Origin of the sequence: Micromonospora sp. NPDC005254 (assembly GCF_042872525.1) — a bacterium.
Taxonomy (GTDB): Bacteria; Actinomycetota; Actinomycetes; order Mycobacteriales; family Micromonosporaceae; genus Micromonospora.
On record NZ_JBIAKM010000010.1, the window covers coordinates 72,884 to 92,962 of the forward strand.

At 73.7% G+C, this 20,079-nt stretch carries 22 protein-coding genes; 4 read left to right on the plus strand and 18 right to left on the minus strand.

From position 1 onward, the window contains the following. Positions 1 to 151: 151 nt before the first annotated feature. Positions 152 to 1,426 carry a cupin domain-containing protein gene (locus ACFYPR_RS27345; RefSeq protein ID WP_387263213.1) on the minus strand — a complete coding sequence of 425 codons (1,275 nt, stop codon included), beginning with the start codon at positions 1,424 to 1,426 and terminating at the stop codon, positions 152 to 154. Positions 1,427 to 1,435: 9 nt separating this feature from the next. Then, positions 1,436 to 1,741 (minus strand): hypothetical protein, encoded by a 306-nt coding sequence (locus ACFYPR_RS27350; protein WP_355067269.1) that lies wholly within the window; start codon positions 1,739 to 1,741, stop codon positions 1,436 to 1,438. 157 nt (positions 1,742 to 1,898) lie between these two features. Here ACFYPR_RS27350 and ACFYPR_RS27355 point away from each other — a divergent pair, with 157 nt between their 5' ends. Next, entirely contained in the window at positions 1,899 to 2,678 is a 780-nt protein-coding gene (locus ACFYPR_RS27355; RefSeq protein ID WP_354860337.1) for a DUF72 domain-containing protein, read from the plus strand. Between the two features lie 43 nt (positions 2,679 to 2,721). On the opposite strand, the gene ACFYPR_RS27360 is transcribed toward ACFYPR_RS27355, so the two are convergent. The 9 genes from ACFYPR_RS27360 to ACFYPR_RS27400 form a co-directional block, all read right to left on the minus strand. Further along, a complete protein-coding gene (locus ACFYPR_RS27360) occupies positions 2,722 to 3,150 on the minus strand; it encodes a DUF2267 domain-containing protein (protein ID WP_354860335.1) in 429 nt (142 codons plus the stop codon). 290 nt (positions 3,151 to 3,440) lie between these two features. Continuing rightward, complete coding sequence (locus tag ACFYPR_RS27365; RefSeq protein WP_354860334.1) at positions 3,441 to 4,313, minus strand: DUF72 domain-containing protein; 873 nt, start codon at positions 4,311 to 4,313, stop codon at positions 3,441 to 3,443. Between the two features lie 48 nt (positions 4,314 to 4,361). Further along, positions 4,362 to 4,760, minus strand: a complete 399-nt coding sequence (locus tag ACFYPR_RS27370; protein ID WP_007459738.1) for a TraR/DksA C4-type zinc finger protein — start codon at positions 4,758 to 4,760, stop codon at positions 4,362 to 4,364. Between the two features lie 155 nt (positions 4,761 to 4,915). Further along, on the minus strand, positions 4,916 to 5,560 hold the full coding sequence (locus ACFYPR_RS27375) for a uridine kinase (RefSeq protein WP_387182408.1): 645 nt from the start codon (positions 5,558 to 5,560) through the stop codon (positions 4,916 to 4,918). Positions 5,561 to 5,604: 44 nt separating this feature from the next. Continuing rightward, complete coding sequence (locus ACFYPR_RS27380) at positions 5,605 to 6,210, minus strand: winged helix-turn-helix domain-containing protein (protein ID WP_363940473.1); 606 nt, start codon at positions 6,208 to 6,210, stop codon at positions 5,605 to 5,607. Between the two features lie 259 nt (positions 6,211 to 6,469). Continuing rightward, a complete protein-coding gene (locus ACFYPR_RS27385) occupies positions 6,470 to 7,039 on the minus strand; it encodes a winged helix-turn-helix domain-containing protein (protein WP_387263216.1) in 570 nt (189 codons plus the stop codon). A 51-nt stretch (positions 7,040 to 7,090) separates the two neighbouring features. Beyond that, positions 7,091 to 7,579: a rhodanese-like domain-containing protein gene (locus tag ACFYPR_RS27390; RefSeq protein WP_354860327.1), complete on the minus strand. Its 489-nt coding sequence runs from the start codon at positions 7,577 to 7,579 to the stop codon at positions 7,091 to 7,093. Between the two features lie 44 nt (positions 7,580 to 7,623). Next, positions 7,624 to 8,079: a cysteine dioxygenase family protein gene (locus ACFYPR_RS27395; RefSeq protein ID WP_354860325.1), complete on the minus strand. Its 456-nt coding sequence runs from the start codon at positions 8,077 to 8,079 to the stop codon at positions 7,624 to 7,626. 114 nt (positions 8,080 to 8,193) lie between these two features. After that, positions 8,194 to 8,571, minus strand: a complete 378-nt coding sequence (locus ACFYPR_RS27400) for a signal peptidase I (RefSeq protein ID WP_354860324.1) — start codon at positions 8,569 to 8,571, stop codon at positions 8,194 to 8,196. 64 nt (positions 8,572 to 8,635) lie between these two features. Between ACFYPR_RS27400 and ACFYPR_RS27405 the strand changes: the two genes are divergently transcribed. Beyond that, entirely contained in the window at positions 8,636 to 9,028 is a 393-nt protein-coding gene (locus ACFYPR_RS27405; RefSeq protein WP_387182413.1) for an ankyrin repeat domain-containing protein, read from the plus strand. Between the two features lie 32 nt (positions 9,029 to 9,060). Continuing rightward, a complete protein-coding gene (locus ACFYPR_RS27410; RefSeq protein ID WP_387182416.1) occupies positions 9,061 to 10,011 on the plus strand; it encodes a DUF3500 domain-containing protein in 951 nt (316 codons plus the stop codon). A gap of 39 nt (positions 10,012 to 10,050) precedes the next feature. On the opposite strand, the gene ACFYPR_RS27415 is transcribed toward ACFYPR_RS27410, so the two are convergent. The 7 genes from ACFYPR_RS27415 to ACFYPR_RS27445 all read right to left on the minus strand — a co-directional run bounded on the left by ACFYPR_RS27415 (position 10,051) and on the right by ACFYPR_RS27445 (position 18,872). Then, positions 10,051 to 10,821: a class I SAM-dependent methyltransferase gene (locus ACFYPR_RS27415; RefSeq protein WP_387182419.1), complete on the minus strand. Its 771-nt coding sequence runs from the start codon at positions 10,819 to 10,821 to the stop codon at positions 10,051 to 10,053. Positions 10,822 to 10,942: 121 nt separating this feature from the next. Further along, entirely contained in the window at positions 10,943 to 11,434 is a 492-nt protein-coding gene (locus ACFYPR_RS27420) for a DUF2231 domain-containing protein (protein ID WP_387182421.1), read from the minus strand. Positions 11,435 to 11,653: 219 nt separating this feature from the next. Then, positions 11,654 to 12,394, minus strand: coding sequence for a GAF and ANTAR domain-containing protein (locus ACFYPR_RS27425; RefSeq protein ID WP_354862123.1), 741 nt, complete (start codon positions 12,392 to 12,394; stop codon positions 11,654 to 11,656). 178 nt (positions 12,395 to 12,572) lie between these two features. Then, on the minus strand, positions 12,573 to 14,864 hold the full coding sequence (gene secA2, locus ACFYPR_RS27430) for an accessory Sec system translocase SecA2 (RefSeq protein WP_387263219.1): 2,292 nt from the start codon (positions 14,862 to 14,864) through the stop codon (positions 12,573 to 12,575). Positions 14,865 to 14,952: 88 nt separating this feature from the next. Beyond that, on the minus strand, positions 14,953 to 16,731 hold the full coding sequence (locus ACFYPR_RS27435) for an ABC transporter ATP-binding protein (protein WP_355067262.1): 1,779 nt from the start codon (positions 16,729 to 16,731) through the stop codon (positions 14,953 to 14,955). Positions 16,732 to 16,780: 49 nt separating this feature from the next. Continuing rightward, a complete protein-coding gene (locus ACFYPR_RS27440) occupies positions 16,781 to 17,869 on the minus strand; it encodes a zinc-binding alcohol dehydrogenase (RefSeq protein ID WP_355137040.1) in 1,089 nt (362 codons plus the stop codon). Continuing rightward, entirely contained in the window at positions 17,862 to 18,872 is a 1,011-nt protein-coding gene (locus ACFYPR_RS27445; RefSeq protein ID WP_387182429.1) for a Gfo/Idh/MocA family protein, read from the minus strand. Before ACFYPR_RS27445 ends, ACFYPR_RS27440 begins: the two co-directional genes overlap by 8 nt. Before the next feature lie 222 nt (positions 18,873 to 19,094). On the opposite strand from ACFYPR_RS27445, the gene ACFYPR_RS27450 reads away from it, so the two are divergent. Then, the gene (locus ACFYPR_RS27450) at positions 19,095 to 20,078 is read left to right on the plus strand and encodes a glucosyl-3-phosphoglycerate synthase (protein ID WP_354862121.1); all 984 of its coding nucleotides are present in this window, start codon (positions 19,095 to 19,097) and stop codon (positions 20,076 to 20,078) included. The last annotated feature ends 1 nt before the right edge of the window (position 20,079 follow it).

Genomic DNA, 20,079 nt, shown 5'->3' on the forward strand with positions numbered 1-20,079 from the left:
GACGACTGGGGCCCGCTGGCGGCGGTCACTGTCGGTCACGTCCGTCGAGGCGAATGCGGTGGTGAGCGGTATACCTCAGAGTCATATTTATGCCTCTGAGGTATACCGCTCGTCAGCCACATCGGCCCGGCAGGCCGGGGGTGGGACTCAGTCAGGCCGGGATCAGGACGGCCTCGCGCAACAGGCGGCGGGCCAGGGTGACCCGGTCGGCGTCGTCGGGCAGACCGGGCAGGTCACCGACGCGGGTGACCGTCCCGCCCAGCAGGGCGCGGGCCGCCGGCTCGCAGTCCGCCGGCAGGGTGATGGTGCGGTCGAACAGGCGCAGCGCCACCTGGTCCGACCCGTGCGGCACGAGCTGCCAGCGCAGGCCCGGACGCAGGGTGAGCCGGGAGTCGGCGTCCAGCGTGGCCACGGCGCCGGCCTGGGCGAGCGGCCGGATCGGCGCCGGTCGGGCGGCCGGCCAGGCGCGGTGGCGCAGTCGCGCCGCGACGGCGGCCGGGTCGGCGCGCAGCAGCCAGTCCCGCAGCGCCTCCACCGTCTCGGTCAGCTCCGGCTCGATGGCGTCGGGGTCGGCCACGTCGGTGCCGAACGGCAGGCTGGCACGCAGCCGCTGGTCCTCGGCGGCCAGCGCGAGCAACTCTTCGACCAGGGCATAGCGCGTCAGCGCGCGGATGCCCACGGTCAGGTGCAGGGAGCTGGCGTCCTGGGCCTGCGCGCTGTGCAACCAGCCGCGGGGCAGGTAGAGGGCGTCGCCGGGGGCGAGCACCACGTCCAGCGCGGCGGGGCCCTGCGCGGTGGCGGAAACCTCGTCGGCGCGGCCGCCCCACGGCTGCTTCTCCAGCGGGTCGGGCAGCACCGGCGGGTGGATCCGCCAGTGCTTGCGGCCGTCGACCTGGAGCACGAAGACGTCGTGGGTGTCGTAGTGGGCGGCGAAGCCCTGGCTGCCCGCGGGGGTGAGGTAGGCGTTGATCTGCAGCGGCTGGTTCAGCGCGAGGCCCAGGTCGCGGGCGAAGTCGACAAGCGGCGGCCAGATCCGGTGCAGGCCCTGCAGGACCAGGGTGGCGCCGCCGGCGTACTGCTCCAGAACCCGCTCGTCGAGGACCTGGTCGCCGATCTCCGCGCCGGCGCCGCCGCCGCCGGTCCACCGCGCCGCCGGGACGAGCTGGCCGTCCTTGGCGACCCGCAGGAACGGGGTACGCAGACCGCGCCGGCTGAGCATCTCGTCGGCGTCGGCGGGGCTGAACAGGTCGGTGAAGCCGGCCGGGTCGGGCAGCTCGGCGGCGCGGGACAACAGCGGGGTGTGCCCCCAGTGCGCGGCGGCGAACTTGGCCGGCTCGACCGAGACACAGCGGGCCAGCGCGGCGGTGGCGCCCGCGGACGGAACCGCCGGGCGGCCGTGGCCGCCCGGCGGGTCGAGGTGCGTCATGACGGTCCGTTACCGGGCGCTGCCGTCAGCGCCGCCGTCCTGGTGACCCGGGGTCGCACCGCCGTCGGCCGGACCCTCCGCGCCACCGTCAGCGCCACCGTCCTGGTGACCCGGCGTCGCGCCACCGTCGGCCGGACCCTCCGCGCCACCATCGGCGCCGCCGTCCTGGTGACCCGGGGTCGCACCGCCATCGGCCGGACCCTCCGCGCCACCATCGGCGCCGCCGTCCTGGTGACCCGGGGTCGCTCCACCGTCGGCCGGGCCTTCCATGCCTCCGCCGCCCGTGGTCTGCATGTCATCGTCGTTGAGTGCCATCGGTACTCCCTCGGGTGTGCCGCCCCGCCGTACGCCGGGGTCCGTCGTGCTGCGGGTGGTACCCCACGCGCGATCTTCTCTAACCCACACCGTAGACGCCGAACCGGGGCGACACGGGCGGTTCGCGGGCGGTGGCGGTCGGTGTCAGGATGGGGAGGTGATCCTGGTCGGCACCTCCGGTTGGCAGTACCGGGACTGGCGGGGCCGCTTCTACCCGCAGCGGCTGCCGCAGCGACTCTGGTTGGAGCACTTCGCCGCGGGCTTCGCCACCGTCGAGGTCAACAACGCCTTCTACCGGCTGCCGGAGCGGGAGACGTTCGCGGCGTGGCGGGCGCGGACACCGGCGGACTTCTGCGTGGCGGTGAAGATGAGCCGCTACCTCACCCACATCAGACGTCTGCGGGACCCGGCCGAGCCGGTGGCCCGGTTCCTCGGCCGGGCCACGGCCCTCGGTGACCGGCTCGGGCCGGTGCTGCTGCAACTGCCACCGAACCTGCGGGCGGACGTCGAGGCGCTCGACGCGACGCTGCGGCTGTTCCCGGCGCAGGTGCGGGTGGCGGTCGAGCCGCGGCACCCGTCATGGTGGACCGACGCCACCCGTGCCGTCCTGGAACGGCGGCGGGCCGCGCTGGTCTGGGCGGATCGCCTCGGTCGTCCGGTGGCGCCCCGCTGGCGTACCACCGACTTCGGCTACCTGCGGCTGCACGAGGGGCGGGCCCGACCGTGGCCGCACTACGGTCGTACCGCGCTCGGCTCGTGGGTTCGCCGGCTCACCGACGCGTTCGGCGCGGACGAGCCGGCGTACGTCTATTTCAACAACGACCCCGGCGGCGCGGCCGTCACCGACGCCGTCGCCTTCGCGGCGCTGGCCCGCGCGGCCGGTCATCCGGTGTCGCGGGTGCCCTCCGCTGCCGAGGCCGACGCGGCCGAGCGCTGAGCCCGCCCGACGGCGTCGTCGGGCGGGCTCACGCGTCACGGCGTCACGGCATGAACGTGGCGAGATTCTTCGGCATGGTGTCCTTCACGTCCTGCCACTCGCCCTGGGTGACGTGCCGACGCAGGGTGTCCAGCACCACCTGCGTCACCCGCTCCGCGCCGCCCTCGACGTCGTACGGGAAGCCCTGCCGGACCTCGTAGAGGAAGTCGTCGCGGTTGAGCTTGATCGGCACGTCCGACGGGTTCCAGCCGTCGAAGTAGATCCCCCGGACCAGCACCGGCAACTGCTGGGCGAACTCGACGCTTTCGTTGACCGGCAACCGGTCGCGCAGCAGGTGCAGCACGGTACGCAGCGCCGCGTACGACTGGTTGCGCTGCTCCTTCGGCCACCCGTAGGCGTTCTCGATGTCCTTGAGGATCAGGTTCGTCTTGTCCAGCGAACTCTCGAAAGCGGAGATCATCGCTTCAGCCATCGGTCGACCCCCGTTCCGTCGTGTCCCACCGTCGGTCGTCAGCGCGTCGCGGCGGCCCCACCGGGCCGCGGCGGGCCCGTACCGGGGTGCCCTGTGGCGCGCGCCGGGTGTTGTCGGCAGTGCCGACCACGTGCAGGACGGCGCCCCGCCGTCGATCCGTCACCACTCGAACCGTCATCCCCCGTCACCTCCGTGTCCTCTCCGGCGTCGGCCACCTCCGTGCGGCCGTACCCACCGTGTCCACCGTGCCGGTCGGGCGGGTGAGCCGGCCCCACCCGGATCGGGTGAGGTCAGCCGACGTCGAGGAGATTCGCGAGGGTTTTCGCGTTGGTCTGGGCGAAGTCCCGGTAACAATTGTTCATGAGGACGTGGGTCTGCCCGGCGGAGTCGGCCAGCTCGCGCAGCTTCGGCGCCCAGTCGGCCAGCTCCCGCTTGGAGTAGTGGTAGCCGAACTTCTCGTGGATGTCCTTGCTGGTCCACTTGTCACTGTGGCCGTGAAAGCGCATCACCGCGAGGTCGCCGGTGGCGGCCAGCACCGGGGGCACCGACGAGCGGTGGCCCTGCGGCATGTCCACACAGACGTACGGCAGCCGGTGCTCGCTGAGGAAGGCGAGGGTCTCGTCGGCGTTGTCGCCGTCGAACCAGGACGCGTGGCGGAACTCGTAGGCCGGTCGCAGCGGCGCACAGCGCTTCGCCACCTCCAGCAGGTACTGCTTGTTGGCCCGCTTGATCGTGAACCAGGGCGGGAACTGGAACAGCAGCGCCCCGAGCTTGCCCGCCTCGACCAGCGGGTCCAGCGCGGACAGAAAACGCGTCCACACCTCCTCGTACGCCTGCGCGGGCAGGTCGTCGGGGTAGACGTTCTTCTTGTCCGTCTCCGGCCGCAGGTCCTTGTAGAGCGCGCCGACCCGGGTGGGATGCCCGGTGAGCAGGCTGAAGGCCTTGATGTTGAACGTGAAGCCCGCCGGGGTGCGCTCGGCCCACAGCCGTGCGGTCGCCTCGGCGGGCGGTGAGTAATAGGTCGCGTCCACCTCGACCAGCGGAAACTGCCGGGCGTAGTACGCCAGGCGCTTCTCCGGCGTGTCCGCGGTCTGGGGATACCAGCCCGAGTCGAGCAGTGTGCGGTCGGTCCAGGACGCGGTGCCCACCAGGATGTCACCCATGGGGGAAGTCCATCGTGTCGTGGACCGACCGGCAACCGCTGCCGTCGCTCAGGCCGCCCGCCGCTCGCGGGTCTGCTTGCAGGTCACGCAGGTGGTCGCGGCCGGGAAGATCTCCAGGCGCTCCACCGGGATCGCCGCCGAGCAGCCCTCGCACCAGCCGTACGTGCCCTCGGCGAGGCGGCCCAGGGCGTGCTCGTACTGGGTGCGCCGGTCGAGGATGGTCCGCAGCAGGGACTGCGCGGTGTCGCGCTCGGCCGTCTTGGTGCCGCTGTCGGCCTGGTCGTCGCCGGCGGTGTCACCGACCTCCACCAGACGCAGCACCTGACTCTGCAGCACGGCCTGCTCGTACTCGGCGGTCAGCTCGTCGTAACGCGCCTGCAGGGAGTGCCGGATCTGGTCGATCTCCGTCTGGGATCGGCCCGTACCGACCGTGTCGTGGACGAGCATCGCTGCCTGCCTTTCCTGGGCCTGGTGGCTCAAGGTGAACCGGGTGCCGGCGGCGTGGGCCCCGGTCAACGGTCGCATCCGGTACGCGGGCGGTCACCCGCGCTCTGTGAGCCGGGCGAGTACCCGGCGGACGTGACACGCAAACCGACGATTTCTCAGCTGCCGCCGGCCTGCACGAGCGCGGGGTGACGGGGGTCGTCGGCGCGTACCACCACGTCGGCGAAGCTGGCGGGGACCACCTCCTCGGCGTAGCGGTCGAAGGCCGGCAGGGTCCACTCGTCGGCCGGACCGGTGCGGCGGCGCAGCGCCGCCGAAGACAGCTGAAGGTGGACGGTCACGTCGAAGGGCAGCGCCCCACCGAGCAGGAGCGCGCCGCTGACCAGGACCACGCCGCCGGGTGGCAGGTCGACGTACCGGGCGCGGCTGGCCCGGTCGGCGACGGCGTCCCACAGCGACGGCAGCACCCGCCCGTCGCCGCCGGGGCCGGCCGGGTCGAGCACCTCGCGGCGCAGGCCGGCCTCGTCGTTCCAGCCCTCGTAGTAGGCGTCCGGGTTGGTGCGACCGAGTTCGAAGCGCAGCGAGGCGGGTCGGAGAAAGTCGGCGGCGCGTACGTGCAGGACCGGGCGGCCCCGGGCGCGCAGCGGGTCGACCAGCGCGGCGGCCAGCTCGTCCGGGCCGGCGGCGGGGGCGCCGTCGATCGCCACGCGCAGCCGGGCGGGCTCGACGGTGCGGGAGGCGTCGTCGAGCCGGGCGGTCAGTTCGGCGACGAGCAGGTCGGGCGAGATGGGACGGATGCGCACCGAACCATCCTGCCCCGCGCGCCGAACGGGCGGTCGTCGGACGGTCAGCCGGTGCGGTCGACGGTGACGCGGGCGTCGTCGGCCAGCCGGTAGCCGACGCCGTAGACGGTGGTGACCAGGGGAACGTCCACGCCGACCTTGCCGCGCAGCCGGCGCACGTGCACGTCGACGGTGCGGACGCCGGCGTGCTCATAGCCCCAGACGGCGTTGAGCAGTTGCAGCCGGGTGAACACCCGGCGGGGGTGGGCGACCAGATGCAGCAGGAGGTCGAACTCCAGCCGGGTCAGCGGCAGCGGCTCGTCGTCGCGCAGCACCGATCGGGACGCCGCGAGGATGTGCAGGGCGGGGATCGTCGGGGTGAGGGCTCGGGCGGGCGCTCGGTTGGCCGGCACCCCGTCGGCGCGACGCTCGGCCGGAACGGAGCTGGTGATCACGCCCTCGCCCCGCTCCAGCATCTCGCGCGCGGCTTCGAGCAGCCGCCGGGCCGGCGGGGTCAGCGACTCCTCACAGGCCAGCGGGATGGACAGGGTCACGGTGAGCATGGGCGCGGCGGTGTTCGCCGGGCGGCGTTGACCGCCGGGAGGTCGACCGGGCACCGCGGGTTGGGACGTATGCCATCCGGCGCGCGACGAGGCGGGGCTGACCGACATGGTCCTCCTTGGGCTGGTCCGGGTATCTCCCCACGGCCCGGGACGCCGCTTCATCGATGCTTCCGGGCGCCCGGGCGAGGGTCAAGAGGCGGCTGCGTTGCATGAATGTGACAATTGACGAACACATCGGAGCCGGATGCTCGCTCTGCGTACGAAGCCTGATGATTACAGCAGAGCCGCCAGGATGCCCCGATACGGGGGTCCCCGTCCTGTTCACCATGCCACCGCCGTCGCCTGCGGACCGCCGCACGAGCGCTGTTCAGCGGGTGTGGTCGACGCTGATCCGCGCCTCGTCGCCCAGCCGGTAACCCACCCCGTAGACGGTCGTGACCACCTCTGCCCCGGCCAGCTTGGCGCGCAGCCGCCGGACGTGCACGTCCACGGTGCGGGCCACGGCGTGTTCGTAGCCCCAGACGTTCGACAGCAGCTGAAGGCGGGTGAAGACCCGGCGCGGACGCTCGGCGAGGAAGAGCAGCAGGTCGTACTCGATGCGGGTCAGCGCGACCACCCGGTCGCCCAGGCGGACCACCCGCGAGCCGGCCAGGATGCGCACACCGGCCCCGTCGGTGTCGGCGGCGGGCACCTCGGCGGTGGCGGGGCGCGACAGCGGTCGCGGCGTCGACGGCACGTCGTCAGCGGGGCGCAGCCGACCCTCCTCGGCCTCGGCCAGCTCGCCGAGCAGCTGCACCAGCCGGGCCAACCGAGGGCTCATCGGCCCGGGGGCCAGGTCGAGGGTGATGGTCAGGGTCGGGCCGGTACGCGGGCGGACGGCGGCCCGGCCCGGGTGACCCGGCGAGTAGGGACGGGTGGGGATCGCGACGACGGACATCGTGCCTCCTGAGATGGCGGTACGCCCGCCACGCCCGGTGCGGCGTGGGGGTCAGCGGCGCGCCCAGCCGGCGGTGACCGGGGGCGCGAGGGGGGATGCGCGGTGCAGCGGGGTGGGGCCGAGCGCCGGCAGGCCGGCGATGCGCCAGGCGGCGAAACCGCCGTCGACGTCGGTGGCCCGGTGCAGGCCGATGTCCTGCAACGCGGCGGCGGCCAGCGACGAGGTGTAGCCCTCCTGGCAGATGACGACCACCGGCACGTCGTAGTCGACCGCCTCGGGCAGCCGGGCCGGGCACCGCGGGTCGAAGCGCCACTCCAGCACGTTGCGCTCGATCGTGAGCGAGCCGGGCACGACGCCGTGCGCGGCCCGCTGGGCGGCCGGCCGGATGTCGACAAGCAACGCGCCGGCCCGGCACGCCAGGTGCGCCCGCTCCGGGTCCAGTCGGTCCAGGCGGGCTCGCGCGGCGGCCAGGATCTCGTCGATGCCCCGGGAGCCCGGCGGTGGCACGGGTGCCGGACAGTGCTCGGCGGTGACCTGCATTATCGATTCCTTCCGGTGACGAGAGGGCGGTGCGAACGAGAGGCTCACCAGGACCGGCCAGCCTCGGCGACCTCGGCGACCCGCAGGCGCCCGTCGAGGAGGTCGTAGCGGGTCATCCGGCGCAGCGCCGGCCGGTAGACGTGCACGCTGACCGCCGGCACCGGGCCGCGGTTGGTGACCTGGTGGACGTGGCGGGGGCCGAAGCGGCGGGCAGCGCCGGCGGGCAGCAGACGGGGGCGCAGCGCCGCACCGCTGACCGTCTCCTCGGTGAGGGCGCCGGCGACCACCCGGAACGCGCCCGCGGAGCCGCCATGGTCGTGCAGGTCGGTGCCCTGGCCGGGCAGCCAGCTCAGGGCCCACACCTCGTGGTCGTCGGCGGTGGCGAGCCGGGCGTACCAGCGCTCGGTGGGGTCGAAGCGCAGTGCGACCGGCCAGCCGGCCGGGTCGGCCCACCGGGCGGCGACGGCGAGCAGGTCGGGTGCCGGGCGATCGTGGGTCATCGGTGGTTCCTCAGCGGGTCGTTCGGCGGGGTGCCTCCGTACTCTAGCCGGCAAAGCCTATAGGTTTAGTAGGTAATTCCACATGCCGGGAGGCGAGCAGGCGACCGCTCGGGCTCAGCGCAGAACCGGGGGGCCCACCCGGTAGCCGGGCAGCGACGGCCAGCGCACGGTCAGCACCACCGAGGCGCGCTCCGCGTACCAGGAATGATCCACGCCCCGCGCCCACACCACGTAGTCGCCGGGTGCGGCCAACCGGACCGTCCGGTCCGGCAGCTCCACCCGGAAGCACCCGTCGACCAGCACCAACAGGGTGGTCCGACGCTCGCCGGTCGCCCACCGCGCGCGGGCCTCCCCGGGCGGGTGCACGCCCCACTTCACCTCGACGTCGGTGCTGTGCCGGATCTCGTCCGGCGGCGCGAAGTGCCCGAGCAGCCAGCCACCGTTGCCGACGCCGTCGACGCCCGCGTTGCCCACGTAGACCGTCTCACCCATCGGACCCCTCCCCCACCGCGCCGGCCGAGCAACCTATCAGGACCTCGGCGACTACCCTGGACCGGTGACCGATGACCTTGACGCCGAGACCCTGGCGTTCGCGCACCGGATGTTCGACCTGGCCCGCGCGGGCTCCACCGAGGAGCTGGCCGCCCAGGTCGACGCCGGTCTGCCGGTCAACCTGACCAACGACAAGGGCGACACGCTGCTGATCCTGGCCGCCTACCACGCCCACCCGGACACGGTGGCCGCTCTGCTGGCCCGCGGCGCGGACCACACCCGTACCAACGACCGAGGTCAGACCGCACTCGCCGCCGCGGTCTTCCGCAGCAGCGCCGACGCCGTCCGCGCGCTGCTCGCCGCCGGGGCCGATCCGGCGCACGGCACCCCGTCGGCGGCCGAGACCGCGCAGTTCTTCGACCTGCCGGAGATGGCCGCGCTGCTGCGGGCCGGCTGACGCGGCACCCGACGGGCCGGTATACAGGGTCGGTGGAAGATCCCCTGCCCGAACAGATGCGTGCCGCCGGCACCGCGCTGCTGGCCGCGCTCGACCCCGCGACCCGCATCGGCGCCGTGTACCCGTTCGACGACGAGTCGGCCCGGCGCTGGCTGGAGTACCGGCCCCGCCCCCGCCCCGGCGTCTGCCTGGCCGAGCTGGACGTCGCCGGGCGCAAGGCCGCGCACCGGCTGCTGGCCACCGCGCTCAGCCCGTCGGCGTACGCGCAGGCCATGGCGATCATCGCGCTGGAGGAAGTCCTCGACCGCGCCGAGGGCTGGCACCGCGGGCGGCACAGCGGCGACTACTGGATCGCGGTGTTCGGTGACCCGGCCCGCGACGACCGCTGGGCGTGGCGGCTCGAAGGGCACCACCTGTCGGTGACCATGACCGTGGTCGACGACCAGGTCTCCCCCGCGCCGATCTTCTTCGGCGCCAACCCGGCGGCGGTGCGCTACGCCGGGCACACCATCTCCCGACCGCTCGCTGCCGAGGAGGACCTGGCCCGCGCCCTGCTCGACGCGCTCGGGCCGGCCGGGCGGGCCGCCGCGATCATCGCCGACGAGGCGCCGACGGACATCATCAGCGCCACCCGCGGGCGGGTCGACGGGCCCCTCGAACCGCTCGGCGTGCCGGCCGACCGGCTCGGCCCGACCGGCCGCGCGCTGCTCGACCAGGTCGTCGCGCTCTACCTGGACCGGCTGCCTCCCGAACTGGCCGTGCAGGAGGCGGCCCGCGTCGAGGGCGGCCAGCTGCACTTCGCCTGGGCCGGCCCGACGAGGCCCGGCCAGCGGCACTACTACCGGGTGCAGGGCGACGACCTGCTGATCGAGTACGACAACACAAGCGACGACGGCAACCACGCGCACACCGTGCTCCGCCGCCCCGCCAGCGACTTCGGCGCCGACATCCTGGCAACCCACCACCAGGCCAACCCCCACTGACCGGTACCCCGGGGCGCGACGCCCCGGCAACCGTCATGATCAGCGCGTCGAGGTGGGGCGGGTGGCCTCGATGAGGAAACGTCGGGCGTGGGCGACGAAGGCGCCCTCGGCGGTGATGCGGCGGTGCAGGGCGAGCAGTTCGGGGCGGTAGCGGTCCACCGTGAAGCCCGGCACCGTCCAGACCACCTTGCGCAGGAACCAGACGACCGCGCCGATGTCGTGGAAGGTCGCGCGCAGCGTGGCCCGGCGCAGGTCGACCACCCGCAGCCCGGCGGCCTCGGCCGCGGCGACCGCGGCGGCGGGGTGCCGCCCGTCCGGCGGAGGCAGCGGGCCCAGGATCGCCTCGCTCAGCTCACGCATGGTGCCCGGACCGATCTGCTGGGACAGGAACGTGCCGCCGGGGCGCAGCACCCGGGCCGTCTGGGCCCAGTCGGTGCGCACCGGATGCCGGCTGACCACCAGGTCGAAGGACCCGTCCCGGAACGGCAGCGCCGAGTCGGGGGCGACCGCCACCACCGTCGCTCCGAGCGGGCGCAGGGTCCGCCGGGCGACCTCGACGTTCGGCGGCCACGCCTCGGTCGCCACCAACACCTTCGGCGGGTACGGAATCTCGGCCAGCACCTCGCCGCCACCGGTGTCCACGTCCAGCGCGGCGTCGGCGCGCGCCATCCGTTCGGCGACCAACCCGGCGTACCCCCAGGGTGGACGTTCCTCGGTGGCCCGACCGGCCAGCCAGTCGAAGCCCCAGCCGTCGACCGGCGCGGCGGCCGCCTCCGCGATCAACTCCTCGGCATCACGTTCGGCGCTCATGGCGGTCAGCCTCGCCGTCCGGCCGGACGGCGGGCAACCGATTTGCCGGCGCAAGCACCGGGCCGCCGATTCTGCCGGCGCGTGCGCCGGGTCGCGATTCTGCCGGCGCGCGCCGGGTCGGTCACGGGCGGGGGCGGGCGACCTCGACGGTGCCACCGGCTAGGGTGTCCAGGCCGCCGGTCTCGGCCCGGCCCGCGTCGAACTGGCGCATGAGCCGCGCGCCCAGGTGCACACTCATCCCACCGGCGGTCAGCGCGACCAGCTCGGTGGCCAGGATCGCGACCGTCGCGCCCCGGTCCGGCGAGTGGGCGCGCACCAGGCAGGTGACCAGGAACAGGCCCGCCATGGCCGCGTTCACCAGGTTGAAGGCGATGGCGGTGCGGCGGGTGCCGTCGACCGGCACGTCCCACAGGTCGACCATGCCCGCGACCGCCGTCATCGCGGCGGCGAACAGGGCTGCGACACCGGTCCAGTAGCCGACCTCACCGAGGAAGGCCGGCCCGCCGAGTACGTCGGTGAGGTCGAAGACGGCGGCGCTGACGAAGAGCCCCAGCGGGAACGTCACAAGCATCGGTTGGATGGGATGCCCCTGCACCCGCAGCCGGCTCTGCATCGTTCCTCCCCAGGGTCGGCGCAGCTCACCAGTACCAGAGTGCTACCCGACCCCTCGTCGCGCGAAACGACGCCGCCCGACTCGCCGCCGACCGGGAGAACGGGCACGCCCGGCCTGATCCTCGCGGGAAACCGCGCCGTCACCACGGCTCGGACGCCCCGACCTCCCGGCGACCGAGCCGGCCACACCGCCACGGCGGCGCGCGGCGGGCAGGTCAGGTCAGGTCTCGCGGGGGCGGGAGACCGTCCGGATGAGGCGTTCGGCCACCTCGCGCAGCGGGATGTCCAGGGACGAGGCGGCGGTGCGCAGCACGTCGAGGGCCTCGGCCGCCGGGCAGCCGCGCTGCGTCATGATCACACCGATGGCCTGCCCGATGACACCGTCGTGCAGGAGCGAGGCGTCCCGCTCACCGACGAGCGCCTGCTGGCGGCTCCGGTCCCGGACGGCGGCCAGCAGCAGGCCGGCGTGTTCGGCGAGCAGCATCGCGGTCAACTGGTGCTGCGGGGTGAGGACGTCGGGCGCGGCAGCGTACAGGTTGATCGCCCCGATGACCTGGTCGTCGATGTCCAGCGGGGCGGAGATGACCCCACGGACGCCGAGGTCGCGGGCGCGGGGCGTCCAGGCCGGCCAGCGTGACTCGCCGGCCAGGTCCACCGCGAGGATCATCTCGCGACGCCGGATCGCGCTCATCGCCGGCGAGTCGGGCCCGTGGCGCAGGTCGTCGAGGCCGGCCAGCCGCTCGTCGGAGGCGGCCACGCCGGCCGGCTCGCCGGCCCGCAGCGCGGTGAAACCGCACCAGCGCACCCCGGCCACCGCGTCGCGGGTGACCCGGACCAGCGCCAGCAGCGCCTCGTCGAAATCGGTCAACCCGATCAGGCCGGCGGTCAGCTCCCGCAACAGCGCGGCGGTCTCCAGCACACCGAGTCGCTCGACCACCGGTTCCCGCGTGTCCAGGTTCACCGTTCCACTGCCCTCGTACGCCCTCGCGTGCATCCCGCCAACGTCGTCACAGGTGCCATCGTCTGCTCTCTTCCGAGTTGACCGACCCGCCCTACTACCCTCGCAAACCGGGATCGAAACGGCGTAAGGAGGGGCCTCTGCCATACCCGGAGGTGTGGCAGAGGCCCCGAAGGTCGGGTCAGCGCGAGGCGCCGCTGAGCCGCCGCCCGATCGAGGCGATCAGCCGGTCGAGCTCAGAGCCGAACGGGTTGTCGTGCACCAGGTACGTCCAGGTGGCGGTCGGCCGGATCAGGGTGCCGTCCTCGGGCTCCCAATCCTCATCGAATTCGGTCTCGGTGAACGTGGCGATGGTGCGGGCCTCGATCTCCGGGACGAGGTTGTTGAACGCCGGCACCGCCGCGCGGTGGAACTCGTCCAGCGGGTCGAGCCGGCCCAGCGCGCGCAGGTGCACGCCCTCGCGGACCTCCGACAGCTCGGCCAGGTGCTCGGCCCAGAGCCGGTCCAGGTGAAAGAGCGCGATCGAGCGGGCCACCCGGGCGAGCAGGTCCTCGTCCATCTCGCCGGCCTTCTCGGGCACCTTGTCCAGCAGCATCAGCGCGGCCACGTCGCTGGTCAGCAGCCGCTCCCGGCGGGCGGCGAGGGCAATGCGCTGCTGCTCGATCACCACGCTGTAGCGCCAGGTGTTGCGGTGGATCTCGTGGTTGACGCCCTCGGCGACCCGCTGGGCGTGCTCGACCGCGTAGTCGACCTGCTCGTCGGTGACGAGGCCGTCGGCGTTCATCCGCGGCGACGGCGGCACCGCGTCGGCGGCGTGCCGGACGACCAGGTCGTCCTCCAGGCTGACGAAGAAGACCGAGCCACCCGGGTCGCCCTGCCGGCCGGCACGGCCCCGCAGCTGGTCGTCGACGCGACGGCTGTCGTGCCGGCCGCTGCCGATCACGTAGAGGCCACCCAGCTCGGCCACCCGCTCCTGGTCGGCCTGGTCGCTGCCGCCGAGCCGGATGTCGACGCCCCGGCCGGCCATCTGGGTGGAGACGGTCACCGCGCCGTACGCGCCGGCCTCGGCGATGATCGCCGCTTCCTCGTCGTCGTTCTTGGCGTTCAGCACCACGCAGGACACGCCGGCCGCGTTGAGCCCGGCGGCCAGCCCCTCGGACTCCTTGACGTCGAGGGTGCCGACCAGCACCGGACGCCCCTTGGCGTGCCAGCGCTGAATCTCGTCGATCAGCGCCTCGTCCTTCTCGGCGCGGGTCGCGTAGATCCGGTCGGGCTCGTCCTCGCGGACACACGGGGTGTTCGGCGGGATCACCGCGACCTCCAGGCCGAAGAACTCCCGCAACTGGTCGCCCACCAGCACCGCGGTGGCGGTCATGCCGCACACCTTCGGGTAGAGCGCGATGAACGCCTGCACGGCGATGGTGCCCAGCACCTCGCCCTCGGCGGTGGCGTCCAGGCCCTCCTTGGCCTCGACCGCCGCCTGGAGCCCGTCGGGCCAGCGGCGGCGCTGGGCCACCCGGCCGCGCATCTCGTCGATCAGCTCGACCGAGCCGTCCCGGACGATGTAGTCCACGTCACGGTGCAGCAGGGCCTGGGCGTGCAGCGCCACGTGGACCGCGGAGAGCTGCTCGACGTGCTCCTCGTCGTACAGGTCGATGCCGAGCTTGGCCTCGACGGCGGCCAGGCCGGCGGAGGTGAAGGCGACGCTGCGCCCGTCCTCGGCGACCGTGTAGTGCCGGCCCTTGCGCAGGCCGCGCACCAGTGCGGCGGCGGCGTGCACCGGGTCCTGCTCGCCCGGCACCGCGCCGGCCAGGACCATCGGCACCCGGGCCTCGTCGATCATGATCGAGTCGGCCTCGTCGATGATCGCGGTGGCCAGCGCGGGCTGCACCCGGTCGGCCACGTCGGTGACCAACTGGTCGCGCAGGTAGTCGAAGCCCGCCTCGCTGACCGAGACATAGGTGACGTCGCAGGTGTAGGCGTCGCGCCGCTCCTGCGGCGTGGAAGCCTCGTTGACCCAGCCGACGGTCAGGCCGAGCAGCGTGTAGATGGGTTCCATCCACTGGGCGTCGCGGCGGGCCAGGTAGTCGTTGACGGTGAGCACGTGCACCGGCCCGTTGCCGAGTCGGACGTGCCCGTACGCGGCGATGGCGGCGGTCAGCGTCTTGCCCTCACCGGTGGCCATCTCGGCGACCTTGCCGGAAAGCAGCGCCATCGCGCCGAGCAGCTGTACGTCGTACGGTCGCTGGTCGAGGCCCCGGCGGGCGGCCTCGCGGCCGACGGCGCAGATCTCCTCGTAGCCGGCGGCGACGCCGGCGGCCTCGGTCAGCTCGGCGTCGTCCAGCGCGGCGAGGTCATCCTCGCGCGCCTCGATCGCCGGGAGCAGCTTCTCCAGCGGAGCAAGATCCACGGTTGATCCCGGGCGCTGGAGGAACCGCCGGAACTTGCTCTTGAACCGTTGCGACACACCCATGAGCGGCAACGGTACGCGATTCCAGCCGCCTTGCGCGGCCCGGCCGGTCGGGTATCCGCCGGCATGTCGATTCCGCGTCGCCGCCGGATCAGGCGACCAGCAGTTGGTGGGTGGCCAGCTCCCGGTAGAGCGGGTCGGTGGCGGTCAGCTCGGCGTGGGTGCCCACCGCCACCACCCGGCCGCCGTCGAGCACGACGATCTGGTCGGCGTCCACCACGGTGGCGAGTCGATGCGCCACGATCAGCAGTGTCCGGCGGGCGGCCACCGCGTCGATGGCCCGGCGCAGCGCCGCCTCGTTGCGCGCGTCGAGGTTGCTGGTCGGCTCGTCGAGCAGCAGCACCGGAGGGCCGGCCAGCAGCGCCCGGCCGATGGCCAGCCGCTGCCGCTCACCCCCGGAGAGCAGCACCCCGCCCTCCCCCACCTGCACGTCCAGGCCCTGCGGGGTCCGCTGGACGAGGTGGCTCAGGTTGACCTCGTCGAGGACCTCGCGCAGCCGGTCGTCCGTGGCGTCGGGCGCGGTGATCAGCAGGTTCTCGCGCAGCGTGCCGGCGAGCACGGGGGCCTCCTGCTCCACGTACCCGAGCCGGGCGCGCAGCGCGTCGCGGGGCAGCTCCCGCACATCGACCCCGTCGACGCGGACGGCGCCGGCGCTCACCTCGTAGAAGCGCTCGACCAGGGCCAGCAGCGTCGACTTGCCGGCGCCCGAGGGGCCGACCAGGGCGGTACGGGTGCCGGTCGGCACCGCGAAGCTGACGTCGTGCAGCACCGGCGTGCCGCCCGGGTAGCCGAACCCGACCCGGTCGAACTCGATCATCGGGGCGGGCCGGCGGGGGGTCGTCGTGGCGGTCCCGGCCGTCGGCCGGTCCGCCGCGCCCTCCGCCGGCACGGCCAGGATCTCCTCGATCCGCTGCAACGCGCCCAGACCGGACTGCAACTGGGTGTACGCGCGCAGCACCTGGCCCAGCGGCAGCGCCAGGAGGAACAGGTACATGACGAAGGCGACCAGGTCGCCGACGGAGATCGCCCCGGCGGCGACCCGCGCCCCGCCGATCCCCAGCACCAGCAGGAACGCTCCCTGCACGGTGACCGAGCCGATCGGGCCGATCAGCGCCTGTACCCGGGCCACCCGCAGCCCCGCCGCGTACGCCTGGTGGGCGCTGCCGGTGACGGTCTCCGCCTCCCGGCGCTCGGCGCGGCTGGCCCGGATGGTCCGGGCCGCCGAGATGGCCCGCTCCACCGCCGAGGTCATCTCGCCGATGCGCTCCTGGGCGAGGCGGGCCAACGCCCGGACCCGGCGGGCGAAGGTGGCGGCGAAGCCGAGCCCCAGCGCCACCCCGAGCAGGGTGACGCCGAACAGCAGCGGGTCGAGCAGCACCATCGCGGTGCCGGCGCCGAGCACCATCACCGCCCCGGTGACCGTCTCGAACAGCCCGGAGGTGACGACCGCCCGCAGCAGGGTGGTGTCCGAGCCAACCCGGGAGAGCAGGTCGCCGGTGCGCCGCTGGTCGTACTCGGCGATGGGCAGCCGCAGCAGGTGACCGGCCAGCCGTCGCCGGGTGCTCAGCACCAGCCCCTCGGCGGTGCGTTGCAACAGGTAGTCGCGCAGCCCGCCGATCGCCGCGCCGAGCACCACGAGCGCCACCAGCACCGCCACCAGGGCGGACACCGGGTGCTCGGCGCCGATCCGGTCGAGCACCGACCGGGTGAGCAGCGGCTGGGCCAGCGACGCCGCCGAGCCGAGCAGCGACAGCGCTCCCACCGCGACGAGGGTGCCGCGGTGCTCCCGCAGGTACGGCAGCAGCGCGGACAGGCCGACCGGTCGGCTCGCGGGAGCGTCGCCGACCGGCCGGTCCTTCAGGGTGCTCATGGCGGGAACGGTAACCCGCGGTGTCACCCCGCGGACGCGCTCCGGTGGGTCACGCGGCCAGGACCACCTGCAACTCCTGGCGGCGGCGCTCGGCCAGGTCGGTGAGCAGGGTGGGCGCCTCGTCGAACGGCACCACCGCCGAGACGAGGTGCTTGCGGATCGCGTCCCCGTAGGCCCGCAGCAGGTCGATGGTCTCGGCGGAGAGCCGTTCCCGGTCCCAGGTGGGCGCGAGCCCGCGCGGCACCCGCCCGATCTGGGCGCAGCGCAGCGCCAGCCCGTTGTGGTGGAACTCCTCACCAAGGCGGACCGCGTCCGCGCCGCCCTGGTAGAAGGCCAGGTCGATCACGGTGCCCTGCGGGCGCAGCGACCGCAGCGCGAGCTGCAACGCCCACCCCTGCCCCCGGCACTGGAACACGACGTCGGCGCCCCGGTCGCCGGCGGCGTGGGCCCACCGGGTCTTGAGCACCACCGCCGGGTCGTCCGCGTCCGGGTCGAGGGTCTCCAGGCCGAGCGCCTCGGCGACCTCGCGGCGGCGCGGGGTGGGGTCGAGCACCACCACCGAGGCGGCGCCGTGTCGCCGGGCCAGCAGGGCGGTCAGCAGACCCACCACGCCGGCGCCGACCACGGCGACCCGCCGGCCGCGTACGCCGTCGCCGAGCGAGCGGACGTCCGCGCCGTGCAGGTCGGCGGCGGCGTGCAGCAGACCGTTCGCGCAGATCGGGCCCATGTGCGCGACGTAGACGCCGAGCAGCGGGTCCAGGTCGTCGGGCAGGCCGACGAACCGCTCGGCGACCGGGTCGGCCAGCCAGCCGGTGCGGTGCCCGTAGGTCATCGCGCCGACCGTGCCCACCGCCACGGCCGGCGTGGCGCTCTCCACCACCCGGCCGACCTGCATGTACCCCAGTCGGGTGACCGGGTACGGGGTGCTGGCCTCGCCGGGCTGGAAGAGCCCCAGGTCGGCGTTCCAGGTGACGTTCACATAGGGGTTCGTGCCCTTGACGTAGCTCAGCTCGGTGCCGGCGGAGACGCCGCTGAACAGCGTCTCGACGCGGAAGGTGCCGGGGCGCAGCGCCGCGGCCTCCTGCTCGACGAGCTCCACCCGACCGGGGGCGGTGACCGTGACCACCCGATCACGCATCGACGGTCACCCCGCTGGACAGCGCGACCGGCGCGGCGGGCGTGACGAGCCGCACCGTCTGACCGGTACGGGCCGATTCGGCCACCGCGAGGGCCAGTCGCTGGGTCTTCAGCGCTTCGGCGTACGGGACGCGGACGTCGTCGCCGACGCCGCGTACCGCGTCGACGAAGGCGCGGTCCACCGCCACCCGGGCGGCCTCCGGATCGGCGGGAACGTGTCGCTCGCCGTCGGCGTCGCGGATCAGCAGACCGTCCTCGGTCAGCGCCAGGGCCAGCCCGTCGGCGAGGATCTCCAGCCCCGCCCGGTGCTTCCAGCCCAGCACGCAGGCCGCGCTGAGCGTGCCGACGGCGCCGTTGGCGAAGCGCAGCGTGGCGGTGGTCACCGAGTCGATGTCGGCGCCGTCGACCGGCGGTGGCGTGCCGTTGCCGTACGCGGTGACCTCGGTGACCTCGCCGGCCAGCACCCGGATCAGGTCCAGCACGTGGGCGGCCTGCTCGACCACCGGGCCCCCGGAGCGGTCCCGGCGCGACCACCAGGCGACCGGCGGCACCTTGTCCAGCCAGGCGCCGCTGACCATCCGCACCGGGCGGTCGGCGAGCAGCTCGCGGGCCTGGTCGAGCACGCTCAGGTAGCGCCAGTGGTGCCCGACGGCGGTGCGCAGCCCACGCCGGGCGACGAGGTCGGCGACGCGCTCGGCGGTGACCAGGTCGACGGCGACGGGCTTCTCCACGAACATCGGGACCCCGGCGTCGATCGCCGCCTCCTCGGCCGGGCCGTGCGCGAAGGGCGGCACGCAGACGTACACCGCGTCCGGGCCGGCGGCCAGCAGCTCGGCGACGTCGCGGAAGGTCTGCCCGCCGTGCTGAGCCGCCAGCTCGGACGCCGCCTCGGGCACCACGTCGGTCACCCCGATCAGTTCGACGTCGTCGAACCCGGACAGCACCCGCGCATGGCGTTGTGCCACCCCGCCGGCCCCCACGAGACCCACCCGGCATCCACCCATTCGACAACCTCTTTCGAGAACGTTTCGACTTCGATGGGAGCAGTCCCCTGGGATGTGCGCAATCAAACGTTCATCCCCCGGGAACGCGCGGATGTAACCGTTGTGATCAAGCTGTTGCCCTGGGAACGGTTAGCACGTGGCGGCGAGTGGGAACTAGAGACTCCGCTTGTTCCACGCACGAACGGAGGGGTGCCCGTGCGGGATACGACCGTGTCACCGGTGGTGGAGGCGTGGGCCACGTACCGGACCACCTCGGCGGCGGACTGGCCGGCACGCCGGCTGCTGCGCGCCAAGGGAGAGAGCCGGGTCAGCGTGGTGCTGCCGGCACGTAACGAGGAGGCGACGGTCGGCGCGATCGTGTCGACCATCCGGGAACACCTGATGGATCGGGTCGCTCTCGTCGACGAACTGATCGTGGTGGATTCACGGTCGACCGACCGCACCGCGCAGGTGGCCCGCGCCGCTGGCGCGGAGGTCGTCAGCCAGGACGCGATGACCCGGGGCCTGCCCCGGCTCACCGGCAAGGGCGACGCGCTCTGGGCCGGGCTGGCCGCCGCCGAGGGCGACGTGGTGGCGTTCATCGACGCCGACCTGCGGGAGTTCCGCCCGCACTTCGTCAGCGGTCTGCTGGGGCCGCTGCTCACCGACCCGTCGGTGGACTTCGTGAAGGGCTTCTATCACCGGCCCCTGGTGGGCGCCGCCAGCGTGGAGCAGGACGGCGGCGGCCGGGTGACCGAGCTGATGGCCCGACCGCTGCTCAACCTCTTCTGGCCCGAACTGGCCGGTTTCGTGCAGCCGCTCGCAGGCGAGTACGCCGGTCGCCGCGAGGTGCTGGCCCAGGTGCCGTTCGTCTCCGGGTACGGCGTGGAGACGGCGATGATGATCGACCTGCTGGACCTGGTCGGCCTGGACGCGTTGGCGCAGGTCGACCTGGGCGAGCGCAAGCACCGCCACCAGGACACGGCGGCGCTCGGCCGGATGTCCGCGCAGATCATGCTGACCGCCTGGTCCCGGCTGCAACGACGCGGCTGGGCCATCCCCGGCATGATGCCGGAGTCGCTGCTCACGCAGTTCCGCCGGGGCGGGTCGGACACGCTGCCGAACCTCGACCGGGAGATCGTGGTCAGCGACGTGTCGATCGAGGAGCGGCCACCGCTGGCCGAGCTGCGCCATCGGGTTCCCCGCCGACGGGTGGCCGCGGCGTGAG